A 13,000-nucleotide genomic window follows, 5' to 3' on the forward strand; every position below is an offset into this window, starting at 1 on the left:
GAGGTCGGTCGACGTGTCGGCATGCGGGAATGCTCGGTCGCCTGCCATTGATTGTGCAAAGAATTCTGCGCGATCAATCCCGGTTCTTGAGCAAGACTTATCCCTTCTTCAGCCACCCGGATTTCGTCCCTTGGATGCCACATCAAGTAATTCACTTGACGCTTTCGCAGGTCCGAACTCGGGATTTGCATCGAAGCCTCTTCTTTTTTTGAATCGATTTAGACGCAATCTAGGGGGACATTCGTTTAGGCTTCATTAAAGGCTGACCTGCTAATCCGATCTCATGAAACATTTTGCGGAGTGACCCAAAAATGAAGAAACTCAAGATCGTCCTGCTGTCGTCCGTCCTCGCAATCAGCCTCGGGCAAGCAGCAAGCGCAGCGTATTCACAGGAACAACTCACCACGCTCAGGGCCCTGGTTGAATCCGGCAACACAGGGGCGGTCATGGCCTACATCAATGCCAATTCCGATCTCCTGACCGGCACCGACCCCCTCGCACTGGCGCTCCAGGAATTCATCAACAGCCGCGAGGGCGTTCTTGGCGGCATCTTCGGCCAACGGATGCCAAACCTCGGCAATGTCCCCGATGTGCAGTCGGCCGGTTTTTCGGGTGACCCTTTGGAAACCGGATCTCTTTCCCAATTCGGGTCATGATTGTCAGCGACCCGCGCCGCTGACACAACGCCGTCGCACTTAACAATGTCGCTTCCGCATTTATGCCGGTCATGATGTGACCGGAGTGCGGGATCGGCATGACAAACACGCGCTTGGTTCCATATTTCAGACTGGGCAAACCCCAATGTGCGGTGCAGGGCATCCACAGGGCTGTCGGCCTTGCAGCAAAATCACTCTGGTTTTGTCCCTTGCGGCTGAGGGACACTTTCCAGAGGGAAATGCGTGTCGGTTATGCTCTGGCTAGGTTCGATGCCGAAGCCATTGTTCCGATGAACCAATTGCCAGACCTCTGTCACCTTTACAAAGGGCCATTCAATTTGAGGTCGTTCACGACCTGAGGAACATCGACACCGGGCCTCTTGCAACGTGACGGACCTGCCTTCCGCGAGTCCCGGGGATTTTCCGCGACCGAAGTTGCCTTCTGTAAATGAGATTTTTTTTGGTCCATAGTCTCGATCAAAGCCGAGCAGATCGACCCAAGAGCAAAAAAGGAAATCGTCATGAGGCAGAATTTCGTCACCCCGACTCGTGCCATCGCAGTGTTGGTGATTGCGGCCTCTATTGGATTGGCAATCACGATGGCGTTTCAAAATAGGGACACCCCTGTCGCAGCCGAGGCCTCAACCGTCATCGGCGACCGGGTGGATACCATTTTCCTACCGTTGAGCCGCGAACGCATTGCGGTTCCAGTCGAAAGACAGGGGAGCGGCGGTGCCCTGACAGAGTGGGCAGGAAATCTTGTCCTCATGACCCACGAAGGGCGCTTCTTTTCGATCGCGGATTCTGTCGCGCAAGAGCTTGATTTGGAACCTCCGGCAAACCACTATGACGCTTACCTTGAATACATTTCAACAATCGATGGCCTTAATCCTGCCGGATACTATTTCCGCTACAATGACGTCCTGATCACAGATGGCCTTCTGGTCGTTTCCTACTCTCGCTGGGATCCCGTCGAACACTGTGTTTCAAACGCAATCGCCACAAGCCCGACCCTGACAACACCTGGCGAGATTGAAGGCGGATGGACAAATGTCTTTGTCACAGAGCCCTGCCTGCCAATCGCCAAAAGCGGCGTAGCGTTGCAGGCTCACATGGCGGGCGGTCGTATGGTCGCATTGGGTCAAAAACGCATTGCAATGGCCAGCGGCGATTACGCCTTTGACGGCAATTACAATAGCCCCGCCATTTCGCAGCGCGACGACTACCAATACGGCAAAGTTCTTGAAATCGACCTGGCAACAGGGGAGGCGCGACAACTTAGTCGCGGACACTCAAATATGCAGGGGATTTCAACCGATCGGAATGGTGATATTTGGATCGTCGAACACGGTCGGCGCGGTGGAGACGAACTCAATCGGATCGTGGAAGGCGCAGATTATGGATGGCCAGTTACCTCTCTGGGAACACGATACAATCGACTCCCCCTTCCAAACACAACAACTTACGGACAGCACGACCAGAACTTCGAGTCCCCGGTCTATGCTTGGCTTCCATCCGCAGCCGTCAGCTCATTAACCCAGATCGAGGGTTTTGATCCCAGTTGGGATGGCGATTTTCTTGCCGGCTCGCTGTCGGGTCAGTCTCTGTTCCGCATCCGTATTCGAGACGATCGCGTTCTGTTTGCAGAGAAAATACCAATGGACGTCCGCATTCGCTATGTTCAGCAGATGACCGATGGACGCCTTGCGCTTTGGACAGACCAGCGTTTCGTTGAAATCCTGTCTGTTGGAACTGCAGATCATTCCTATGAATTCACGATGGCGCGCATTGACACGCTGGACCTGGATCCGCCAACTGCCGAAGCAATAAAGCTGGCCATCGACACCTGTAGCGAGTGTCACAGTTTTGGAATCACCAATGCGGCCGCGGCGCCTGCCCTTGGAACCGTCTTTGGCCGTCCGGTCGCTTCGAACGGTTGGAACGGATACTCGGCATCACTGGCCGGGAATGGCGGAACCTGGAATGCCGAGTCGCTGCGCAGGTTCATTGATGATCCCGAAGCGTTTGCGCCCGGTACAACGATGCTTGATCCCGCGCTTGACGATGAGAAGGTGCTGACTGGCCTGGTCACCTTGCTCCAAGCCATTAAGGAAGAGCCTGAATAGCCAAGAGCGTGGATGAATGCCATCGAAACATACCCCACCGAGGTTCAGAAATCGCGGGCGGGAACAAAGCTATTACCTTCCAACGGAAGTTTTCATTTGGGTGGCAATTCACAACCGAGGCAAGAACCAACGCGTTCCAACAAACCAAGACTTCAGACAATCATGGTGCCGGTGATAGGACTCGAACCTACGACCCCATCATTACGAATTGTTTGGCGGTTCCGGTGGACCGAGTTGCACACGGGCGCACGGCCTCTGCTTAATCCTTACAACACTCTGGTACGAAACGCTATTTTCCAGTCTGGGTCTTGCACGGCATCGCACCCGCCCTTCATCGGTTGTACCCGGCTCCCCTACTAATCCCCTACAGATTTCGGTTTGCCCTACTAATCCGTCAAAAGCCTGTGCCGGGGCGGCTCCTACGCTACTCGCTTTTGGCACCCCCTACACCCCACCCCAAGCACGGCGACAGCGAGGTTAGGCGGGGTAGGGCCTCTCTGGAGCAAGGGGGACGAGTTCGCACAGATAGTGGTAGCCCACTTTAGGTCCGCTGGTCGCCAACATGTGGACACCGGACAAAACTAAGATGAAGAGCGGATGTTTCACCTCTAGCAGCCCTCAATCATTAAGTATTAACGCTGCGGCGTGAGTTTTCATTCTGGATATTCGCTGCGACCGCAGCGTCCGACGTGACGCGATATCTGCCCGGCAACCGGGAGCAGTCGTTTTGCGAAGCTTGGTTCACAGAGCATGCAGCGCTCGCGCTGACCTTCAAAAGCGATTAAGCGGCTACCAGTTCTGCGATTTTGGCTGCAACTTCGACCATCGACTCTTCGGCAGTGCTTAGTCCGGCCCGGGAAGCCAACAAGAGGCTGACCTGTTCAAGTGCTTCGTAAGTCGTTCCATGAACAACCGGGACGAGGCGCTCGCGTCGGAGAAGCGCAGAAAGCTCTTTGTCTGCCACACCTTCGGCTGGGAGGCGTCGCAACATAGCCGGTGTCACTAAAACGATACCGAGCCTAGAATTCACCAAGCCCTTGTCGATAGCGCGCATCATCGGCACCCCGAGGCCAAGGTCTTTCTCGCTGAACCAAACACGGACACCGCGAGCTTCGAGCAAATCATGCAATTCTTTCGCGGAGCTCTGCCTGTCATCCCACGCGTGGCAGAGAAACACGTCTCGAAGGTCAGGCTGCGAGACTGCGAGGTTCTCCACCTTTTCTCTGACAGGTGTGAGCGCCAACACTTGTTCTGGCGTGTACCACACACCCGAACCGGCTCCCGACCAACGTGGCTTTGCGGAGCGACGCCCCGAACCGCCGCTGTTCCGACCGAGACTACTCCCCGAGGAAGAATATGACGGGGCAGGATTTGATTTGTAGCTGCTGTAGCCGCCGCCATACCCGCCGTAGCTTCCGGAACGCCCGTAGCGACTCCCGCATGCGGGACAATTGGCTGCGGCGGCCGCTGATCTATGGCCCCTTAATGGTGCAGTGCATCTAGCCATGCCTTTTCCTTTTCTTCACCACTACCCTCAACCTGCCACGTTTCGTGCCGCCCCAAGGGCACGTTTACTCTTTGACTACGCTCACGCCGCCTGCGACTGACCTGCCGCCAACTGCTTCCGCCACTTCTCAAACTCGTCCGGCAGAATACTGATGAATGCGCTGTCGGTCATGCATTCGGGGTCATAGGTCAGATCCAGCTGCCGCAGAACAAGCCCGAACCTGCGCGCGCTGCCCCGTCCGTTACCCGCAACACCTGTTCGCGGACGCGATTTCTGCTTATCGAAGTACAACTTATTGGCTGCTTTGATGATCGGTCGGCTGGCAAGAACCTGCTGGCGACCACCAAACTGTTCCAGAATTTCGCCATGCACGCTGAGAGGATGTGCCTGTTTGCGGGGGGAAATCAGAAGGAAGCGCGAGGCGTCGCCGTGATCTTTCACCAGCTGCCACGGCGAACGAACCAGATGCCGGTAGTAATGACGATAATCGGAACTGAGAACGTAAAGATACTCCTGTTTGGGCGACCGATTGCCGCCTGCATCCGTCGGGCACAGCCTGTCAAACCATTGCAGTGCAAGGGCGCTCCACAATCCGGCATCGCCGCTGATTGCTGCCGAATCAGAACCCTTCAATAGAGTGTTGAGATAGACGCCAAACGTATATCTGTCGTCAAACTGTCCCGATCCCGGCTGAATAACGGGTTGCAGCGGAGCCGAAGTTTCCGGGTTCTCCAGCAGGTGAAGAGGAGGCGGACCTTCCGCGCCATCCCTGATGTAGTCTCTGAACGCGGCTATTCCGGCTTCGTTTAGTTTTCTGAATTTTGCACTCATCACGACTCCTCCGAAGCGTTCTTGATTTTCTCGATGAGCGACAGGTTTTCGCAGAACCGCATCACGACCTCGTCAATCCAGTCCTCCCTAGCGTTGTTATCGGGAAACTCGCGCGGATCGTCTTCAGCCCCCAGTTCTGCGCGACAGTATTCCAGCCACTCTTCCTTCCAGCCGGGTTCGTCGTCACTCTCGCCTGTCTCGGACACCCGAACCAGTTCCTTCAGAACAATCCGCAAGGCTGCAGGAAGCAGCAGCCCCTGCATCATCGGACTTTCAAGGAGTTTATGAGCGAAGCCGGGTATGCGCTTGTTAACGATCAGGACAGGGCGGTCCCCCTGTTCAATCTCGACCTTCCAGACATCGTGCCGAAGGTCCCGGTAGAGAATCGGAAAGATGCTGCGACGGTTCTCGCTGTCATCTTCACTCCGGGGTTTCAGCCGTTCGGCTGAAGCAAGCAGTTTCCCTGGCGTGTCATCGTTATCAACTACTTTCAGGCGGAACAGAACGGAACCGCTCTTGTCCACCTCGCTGAGTACCAGAACATCAGGCACCTCCGGTGAATCGACTGTTCCGCAGTCAAAGCGCATCCCGGAAGATCGGTGATAGGCTTCTACCGCCACCCGCGCTCCGCCTGGAAATCCCTGATTCTGCAGCTTCAATTTGATCTTCGCCTTGAGCGGTTCATCGGTCCCGGTTTCCAGCATACTGATCTCGATGCACTCCCGCCCGATGCGTTTGCGTCCTGTAGAGTTGATGCGTCGTTTGGCCGTACTCATTACGAAGTCCTCGCATCCACAATTAGGTCACGCTGCATATCGAAACCGCTGGCTTTCAGATGAAAGTCAGCAGCCGTAACGTCAAAGAACAGAATATTGGCCTTGGCGACCTTGATGTCGCCGTTTGTCGTTTCAAAGGTCAGCTTTTTCGTACTGTTCAGGTCAAAGTCGAAGGAGCTGAAACGTTTGAACGGATCGGCGCCGATCATGTCATAGGCCATCCGGACGCGAATCCGCTTCGGAAACGTCCACTTCTCGGCACCGGGGCCGGAAAGAATTTCAAAACCTCCGTTTCCAGGTCTGATACGGATAGCGGCTTCACGCGGGGGAATATCAGGCTTGGGCTTTCTGACACGCTTCTTCTTGCTTTTTGTGGCCTCAGCCTTTTCGGCCAAAGAAAAGAAGTCAATAAGGGCGTCATCGTCCTGCGTTTCCTTCTGATCGGCGATCATGTTGTACAGGTCACGCAGCGACTGCCTGATAGCCGAGAGGGTTTTTTTGGGATGATCCCATTTGGCATTTAGCTTTTCAGCGTTGGAGTTCCACGCGGTGTGCGCCGGATTCTCAGCGTCTCCCAAGAACTCGGCCACAAGATCATCGTGTGCAATCATCGCACCGCGGGCCACAGCTCCGGTAAAGTGGCGTTCGCCGGGCAACGTTATCGGTCCCCGTGCGAACAGCGAGAACGGATCTTCATATTCGGCAAGCGCCCGGACGAAAAGATCGATATTTCCACTCTGCTGCGCCTTTCCCTTCGGCTTCAGCATGACCGGAACACGAAGGTGGACAAGACCGCCGCCCGAAAACGCGGCCTTCGTGGCTTCGACTTGTTCTGACGCCAGATGCTGCGACGAGAGTCGGGTATCTCCTATGGTGCCGGAGGCAACCGTTGCCTCCTGCGATTCGAGCGCGTCACTGATTTCCTTTACAAAGGCAAACGGAATAGGCGTACCAGACTTCCCGACGTTTGCCGCCACATCCAGAAACGACCCTGCATTGACAAGAACGTCACCCACTTCGACTTCCAGCCTTCCGGCAAGGATAGGAAAGTAATAGTTGTTGACCACCCCGGCGAGAATGGTGTCGTCGGTGACGCTGTCGATCAGATAGGGAATAATAACGCTGAGACCTGTCTGGTCGGTACGTTCAACCCCGAAGAGCGCTTTGAATTGCGCAACCTCTTCGCCGTCCTGAACCGGCAGTTGCAGGTCCAACCCGTTGCCGGAACGACCGTCAAACCAGAATCCGTGTGCCGGGTAGTACACGTTTTTGATGCAATGGTTTTTGAGTACGGCCTGCCCCATGACAGAGGGACCGCTCTCGCCCTTGCGGACCGTCAGCCCGAAAAATGCGCTGATCTTTGAGGATGACGAGTAGACCAGCTTTCCTAGTCCCCATCGCCCGCCTTTCTGCCCGGACTTTTCGGACTCGCCCACAGCCCGCCAGAAATTGTCGAAGTTGTCCCTGTCCAGCTCTTCAAAGCTGCCGGTCAGTCCTTTGGTATTGTAATCCTCAATGACCAGAACACGCGCCGGACCCTGTTCGGCTCCGGGCAGTTCACGACCGCAAACACTGAGATGCGGAAGAAGGCCATGGAATTGCGCGGCAAGCTGACCGGCCTCATCACCGTTCAGAGTTTTCAACCGAAAGCTAACTTTGACGGGTGCATCCTCGCTGCCCGCATCAGAAGAGTTCTGAATTACCTCCCTGACCAGCGCTTCGGCCAGACCGACATCGTCGTTGTTGAACTGGTCACGCTGCGTCACGCCAATCCGGACGCTTGAAGGGTCTGCTTTATTAAATTCCCAGTATCCCGCCATTCTCAATCTTCCAGTCTGAAATCTGTGTCTTTTCCGCCAGAGTCTCCGAGAAATCGGCCTTTCGCCGAATCCAACTCCTTCTGGAGCGCGCGGACGATCTTACGCGCGTCTTCCTCCGTGTATTCATACGAATTTCTGTTGGCGAGATTGCCGATCAGCCGGATGTCCTTGATCGCACGGTTTACCCGTGACTCAGCCAGGTCAATAAACTTTTTCCGTTTGTCGCGCATGGTAGACCCCTGTTGTCTGCACGCATAGTGTGCACATTTACGATATGTGAGTCAACACAGGTTCCTAACATTAATGACATATTTACAATATATACATCATTTGTATGCGCTCTTATCTTTCAAGTATCTGATTTTTAATACTATATGCCAGTTTGGAGGGATCGGTCCTCAGCTCACATTCCCATACAGTCAGAACCCGCCATCCAGCACTTTCCAGCTTTGCCTGCTTTTCCCAGTCGCGCTCGACCGTCCGGTCGAATTTCTCCTGCCAGAATTGCGGGCGGGTCTTCGGCATGGTTGAATTGGAGCATCCTTCATGCCGGTGCCAAAAGCAGCCATGAACGAAGATGACAGTACAGTATTTCGGGAGAACGATGTCCGGCTTCCCTGGCAGGCCGGGAACGTGCAGCCGGAAGCGGAAGCCCGCTCTGTGAAGCAGGCTGCGCAGAATCAACTCGGGTTTCGTGTCCTTGCCCCGGATTCGCGACATGTTCCAGCTGCGATGTTCTTTAGAAATCCTGTCCGTCACGCATCGCCGTCTATTATCTGATCCAAAACGTCCGCGATGATCGCCGCGATCTGCCGTGCAAGGTAGGGCGGCACGGCATTGCCGACCTGATGATACTGAGAGGTGCGCGGCCCCTCGAAGCGATAGTTGTCCGGGAAAGTTTGAAGACGGGCCGCCTCTCTTACTGTCAGACTGCGACACTGCCTCGGATCGTAGTGGATGAAATAGTGTCCGTCTTTCGAGATGTGCGATGTGACAGTTGTGGAAGGCTGATCAGGAAGCTGAACGCGGAAGCGGTCAGAGAACATCTTTCCGGACCTGCCGTCCTCAACATTTGCATGGTCGGGAAGCAGGCTGCGCGGAAAATCCGCCAGCTTCGGACTCTTTCCGGTAACAGATGCGAATGACGCTGCGAAGGCGTAGCGGCGCAGATCTGAGGGCATATGTGAGCGCGACTCATGACTGTCTAGAACCGAAAGTTGCTCGTCATATATGCTGTCGAGTACATCGTGTGAAAGGCGTGGACGCACCGGATATCTGGAGGAGGACTTTTCCAGGCCTTTGAGAGGCCGTGCCAGGTCGTTTCCCATCAACTCCATCAGGTCATTGGCGTGTTCGTGCTCGTTCATTTCCCAGCGTATTGCTGCAGGGTCGAGGCCTTCGATTTCTCTGTACCATTTGTCGTAGCTGTCCCCTCCCTTTGAAATACCGCTTCTGATCTTAGGCAGGTTGCCGATGGTCTGTTTCAATGACGGCGGCTTGTGCGGCTTTAGCCTTCCGGGTCGTATGCTGATATCGTTCCGAACGCCGACAATGAACATACGGTGTCGTGCCTGCGGAACGCCGTACTCTTCTGCGCGCACCAGAAATATGCGGGGATCGGCTTCAATACCCGGAAGCTCGTCTTCCGAGAGAGAATAGAGCCTGTACCCCAACCCGTTGGAAGACATGCCAAGCGCGTCCTTTGGCGATGCAAGATCGGCTGTGATCCGGTTGATGACCAGCTCACCTTTGACACGAGCCGAAAGCAAGCCCTTGACATTCTCCATGACGAAAACAGGAGGAGCATGATCGATGATGATACGGAGATATTCTTTGTACAGAAAATGCCGCTCATCCTTTTCGAACTCAGGGTCACCCATCATTCTGGATCTGCCGACGAGGGAATAGGCCTGACACGGCGGCCCTCCGACAAGCGCCCACTTCTTCTCGTTCTGAAGTCTTTCGCTGATCAGTTTGCGGACGCGCTCATGATTGTCCCCTCCGAGAGAAATTCTGATTGCGGAGCGCTCCGCGTGTGCCTTCTCGTCCGGGTGCAGTTCATACAGCTGATTGAGGGTGATGTCGCCTTTGAGATACTGATAGTAATCTTCAGGGAGGGCTCCGCCTTTGAAGCTCTTCAGGAAGTGCCGCAACAGAAGTGTCCGGTGAGCGAACTCGTCCTGTTCAATCGAAATCGCACTTCTGAAGCACGCTTCCTTCTTTCCGCGCGTTAGGGACGAAAAACCCTCTCCCAAGCCGCCTGGCCCCGCGAAGACGTCAATCAGTGGATAGGCCGCCATTCTGGTCATCCGGGCTTCCCGGTACTAGTCTCGGATGCCGCACTTGCTAGGCGTTCGTAGTCTTCGACGCTGAGCACCACAACGACGGGCCTGCCGTGTTTTTCCACGGAAACAGGTTCCTGTCTCGCTGTATCGATCAGATAACCGAAGCGGTTTTTGGCGTCGCGGGCGGACAGCGTTTTCATGCCGATTGCTCTATAATGGACATTTTGTCCACTATGCTTGAAGTGGGAAACGGAAACAACGCCATACGACCTACGCTAAGCACTCGACGGGACGGATGAAGCAAAGAGCTTGATGCGTTTTGAACAGGCCCGTCGGTTGAGGAGAAAAGGTTGTTATGGTGGCGCTCCAATCGTCGAAAATGGGACAGCCTTTCATTCTGCCAGACACAGTGTTCCACGCTCGCATAACTTCATGAAAAGTCGAGCTTTTTATCGAGATGTGCTTATACTGACTTGTGGCCAGAAGGAGGTCACGATGCCCAGTCTACGTTTTACCCGCCGCGCGATTGATGAAATCCCCTTCGCCCAGAAGGGGCAAGTACTCTACCGGGACACGATGCTCCCCGGCTTTGGGCTACGTGTTGGCGCGCAATCCAAGGTGTTCTTCGCCGAAGGGCAGGTAAACCGCCGCACTCGGCGCGTCACCATTGGTCGTGCCGATGTCTTTGCCCCCGAGGTTGCCCGAAAAAAGGCCCTGACGATCTTGGGAGACATGGCTGACGGTCATGACCCAAACGCCGAAAAGCGCCAAGAGGCTGCCGAACAGGTGACGCTTGGGTTGGCGCTGGAGCGCTTTCTAGAAGTGCGCACCCTGTCAGCGCATACCGTCAGCCATTACCAACGCACCGAACGCCTGTACCTCAAGTCGTGGCGAAAGACGCCCTTGAACGAGATCACCCGCCAGATGGTGCTCAAAAAGCATCAGGACATTGGTACGATGCACGGCGAGACCACAGCCAACAACGTGATGCGGCATTTCCGGTCGATCTACAATTTCGTTGCCGCAACTCAAGACAACTTTCCAGCGAACCCCGTGCAAATCCTGACGCAAGCACGCGTTTGGTATAAGGAGCGGCGACGTCAAACCGTGATTACTGCGCTGGACCTGCCCGCATGGTGGGAAGCCGTCATGGCAGAACCGGAATACTCGCGTGACTTCCTTCTGACAGCTCTGTTCACCGGTATGCGTCGGGGTGAATTAACCAAGCTACGCTGGGACGAGGTAGACCTGAAAAGCAAGGTGCTTCATCTACCCACCACAAAGAACGGCGACCCGCTGCACCTACCGCTGTCCGATTTTCTGGCCACGCTACTGAATGAGCGCAGGGCGTATAACAATGGCTCACCTTGGGTGTTTCCGGGGCCCGGAAAGAGCGGTCATCTGGTTGAAACCAAGAAGTTCCTGCTGCGTGTATCGGCTGGTTCTGGCGTCAGCTTCACCCTGCACGATCTGCGGCGCACCTTTATCACAATCGCAGAAAGCCTTGACGTGCCCTACTACGCGCTCAAGCGCTTGCTAAACCACCGCACCAACGGTGACGTGACCGGCGGCTATATCGTGGTGAACGCCGAGCGGCTGCGCGAGCCGGTGGAACTGGTAGCCAAACGCATCCTTGAACTGAAAGAACAGCGCCGCTGAAGGACCCCACCCCATCAACGGGTGAAACCTCCAAAGAACCGGGCGTGGCATCTCGGGCTAAGGGAGTCCGAGACCAAACTCTCGTCATACCGTAAACCCTGCATTTTTTATAACCCGAGTTCCTCCAGTGGCCTGTTCGCGCGCGCATGACGAGCTTTGATTGTTTTAGACGGCATTGCATTCGCAGATTATTCCAGTTGCTCTGGTGGCCAAGTTTGGTAACTTATACTTGCCTACAAGAAGAGTGCCCCAAGAGCGTAAAAGACAAACGCAGGGCCGGTGAGAGGCCGGTAGTAGGACGGTGGGATCGTGAACGTGTAGTGCTCCCTTAAAGGAACGGAAACCCCGCGCCGTAGTCATCCACTAAACATCTCGTTGCCTCAGCAGCGAGTGTGTTTCAGCTCGGAGACTACAATGGCTGATTCCAAAAAACTCGATCTTTTGACGACCGAGCAGGTCGCCGAATACACCCACATGAGCGCATCCTTTTTCGAGAAGCGCCGTTCGTACAAGAAGAGCCCTGCCTATCTGAAAATCGGTGCGCGCGTGTTCTATCGCCGCGCTGTCATTGACGAATGGCTGGAAGCTCGCAGCTGTGAGGATTTCACTCATGGCGAATAATTTGAAAACCGACGCGACCCGCGCCATCGAGTTCATCCGCTGGCTGACCTCGGAGGCCCCCTTGCACCTCGAGTCTATGGCAAGCCGGGGCAAGGCGAAGCCGAAGGCCAAGGTATTCGGATTGCCGGAGCACGAAAAGGCCGTGTCCTTCGTTGCATACGGCAACGCTGATGATGTTCAGCGCAACATGTACTTCCTTCCGAATGCTGAGTTCTTGGAGGGCCCACGCAAGAAGGAGAACCTTTCAGCCGTGCGCTTCCTGCATGTCGATCTAGACTTCAAAGACTATCCCGGCGACGAGAAGGAAAAAGTAGACTTCGTGATAAACATCCTGCACGAGAAAAAGACGCGCCCGAAAGGAATACCGCTTCCCACTGCGATATGGCTCACGGGTGGTGGCTGTCAGGCCGTCTGGAAGTTGGATGAGCCTTTAGAAATCGAAAAAGCCGAAGAACTCAATAAAGCCTTGCTCTTTGTCCTTCAGGGCGGGCCGGGGACGCATAATGCTGACCGTTTGCTTCGGCTGCCTTGGACGATTAACTGGCTAAATGACAAGAAGCGCGCGGATGGTCGTAAACCTGCCTTGGCGTGGGCTTTCGAGCCGATGGACCTGACCAAACCGCCCCGCACCTACGCAGTCGGTGACTTCCGGGTGAGGGTGCCAAAGGAGGCCGCCAAAACCAGCGGGAAGCCCTCGGACGTGGCCAAAACAGCGGTCG

At 55.2% G+C, this 13,000-nt stretch carries 13 protein-coding genes; 5 read left to right on the plus strand and 8 right to left on the minus strand.

The window, feature by feature from the left end; genetic code table 11:
• Positions 1 to 311 precede the first annotated feature (311 nt).
• Together ACTIEN_RS15865 and ACTIEN_RS15870 are read left to right on the plus strand one after the other, a co-directional pair.
• Positions 312 to 656 (plus strand): hypothetical protein, encoded by a 345-nt coding sequence (locus ACTIEN_RS15865; RefSeq protein ID WP_439524124.1) that lies wholly within the window; start codon positions 312 to 314, stop codon positions 654 to 656.
• Between the two features lie 521 nt (positions 657 to 1,177).
• Positions 1,178 to 2,782 carry a PQQ-dependent sugar dehydrogenase gene (locus ACTIEN_RS15870; protein WP_439524125.1) on the plus strand — a complete coding sequence of 535 codons (1,605 nt, stop codon included), beginning with the start codon at positions 1,178 to 1,180 and terminating at the stop codon, positions 2,780 to 2,782.
• A gap of 781 nt (positions 2,783 to 3,563) precedes the next feature.
• On the opposite strand, the gene ACTIEN_RS15875 is transcribed toward ACTIEN_RS15870, so the two are convergent.
• The 8 genes from ACTIEN_RS15875 to ACTIEN_RS15910 form a co-directional block, all read right to left on the minus strand.
• Entirely contained in the window at positions 3,564 to 4,049 is a 486-nt protein-coding gene (locus ACTIEN_RS15875; protein WP_439524126.1) for a toll/interleukin-1 receptor domain-containing protein, read from the minus strand.
• Between the two features lie 321 nt (positions 4,050 to 4,370).
• Positions 4,371 to 5,120, minus strand: coding sequence for a hypothetical protein (locus ACTIEN_RS15880; RefSeq protein ID WP_439524127.1), 750 nt, complete (start codon positions 5,118 to 5,120; stop codon positions 4,371 to 4,373).
• Positions 5,120 to 5,896 carry a hypothetical protein gene (locus tag ACTIEN_RS15885; RefSeq protein ID WP_439524128.1) on the minus strand — a complete coding sequence of 259 codons (777 nt, stop codon included), beginning with the start codon at positions 5,894 to 5,896 and terminating at the stop codon, positions 5,120 to 5,122. The genes ACTIEN_RS15880 and ACTIEN_RS15885 overlap by 1 nt, the downstream gene beginning before the upstream one ends.
• On the minus strand, positions 5,896 to 7,716 hold the full coding sequence (locus tag ACTIEN_RS15890; protein WP_439524129.1) for a hypothetical protein: 1,821 nt from the start codon (positions 7,714 to 7,716) through the stop codon (positions 5,896 to 5,898). Before ACTIEN_RS15890 ends, ACTIEN_RS15885 begins: the two co-directional genes overlap by 1 nt.
• A gap of 2 nt (positions 7,717 to 7,718) precedes the next feature.
• Positions 7,719 to 7,946 carry a hypothetical protein gene (locus ACTIEN_RS15895; RefSeq protein ID WP_224954943.1) on the minus strand — a complete coding sequence of 76 codons (228 nt, stop codon included), beginning with the start codon at positions 7,944 to 7,946 and terminating at the stop codon, positions 7,719 to 7,721.
• A gap of 112 nt (positions 7,947 to 8,058) precedes the next feature.
• Entirely contained in the window at positions 8,059 to 8,475 is a 417-nt protein-coding gene (locus tag ACTIEN_RS15900) for a very short patch repair endonuclease (RefSeq protein ID WP_439524130.1), read from the minus strand.
• Positions 8,472 to 10,016, minus strand: coding sequence for a DNA cytosine methyltransferase (locus ACTIEN_RS15905; protein ID WP_439524131.1), 1,545 nt, complete (start codon positions 10,014 to 10,016; stop codon positions 8,472 to 8,474). The genes ACTIEN_RS15900 and ACTIEN_RS15905 overlap by 4 nt, the downstream gene beginning before the upstream one ends.
• A gap of 5 nt (positions 10,017 to 10,021) precedes the next feature.
• Positions 10,022 to 10,201 (minus strand): type II toxin-antitoxin system Phd/YefM family antitoxin, encoded by a 180-nt coding sequence (locus tag ACTIEN_RS15910; protein ID WP_439524132.1) that lies wholly within the window; start codon positions 10,199 to 10,201, stop codon positions 10,022 to 10,024.
• Between the two features lie 112 nt (positions 10,202 to 10,313).
• Here ACTIEN_RS15910 and ACTIEN_RS15915 point away from each other — a divergent pair, with 112 nt between their 5' ends.
• From ACTIEN_RS15915 to ACTIEN_RS15925, 3 genes are all read left to right on the plus strand, one after another.
• Positions 10,314 to 11,660: a tyrosine-type recombinase/integrase gene (locus tag ACTIEN_RS15915; protein ID WP_439524133.1), complete on the plus strand. Its 1,347-nt coding sequence runs from the start codon at positions 10,314 to 10,316 to the stop codon at positions 11,658 to 11,660.
• A 414-nt stretch (positions 11,661 to 12,074) separates the two neighbouring features.
• Positions 12,075 to 12,281, plus strand: coding sequence for a helix-turn-helix transcriptional regulator (locus tag ACTIEN_RS15920; protein ID WP_439524134.1), 207 nt, complete (start codon positions 12,075 to 12,077; stop codon positions 12,279 to 12,281).
• On the plus strand, positions 12,271 to 13,000 hold a 730-nt coding region (locus ACTIEN_RS15925), incomplete at its 3' end, for a hypothetical protein (protein WP_439524135.1). The genes ACTIEN_RS15920 and ACTIEN_RS15925, both read left to right, overlap by 11 nt.

This window comes from Marivita sp. (assembly GCF_051859345.1).
GTDB lineage: Bacteria > Pseudomonadota > Alphaproteobacteria > Rhodobacterales > Rhodobacteraceae > Marivita.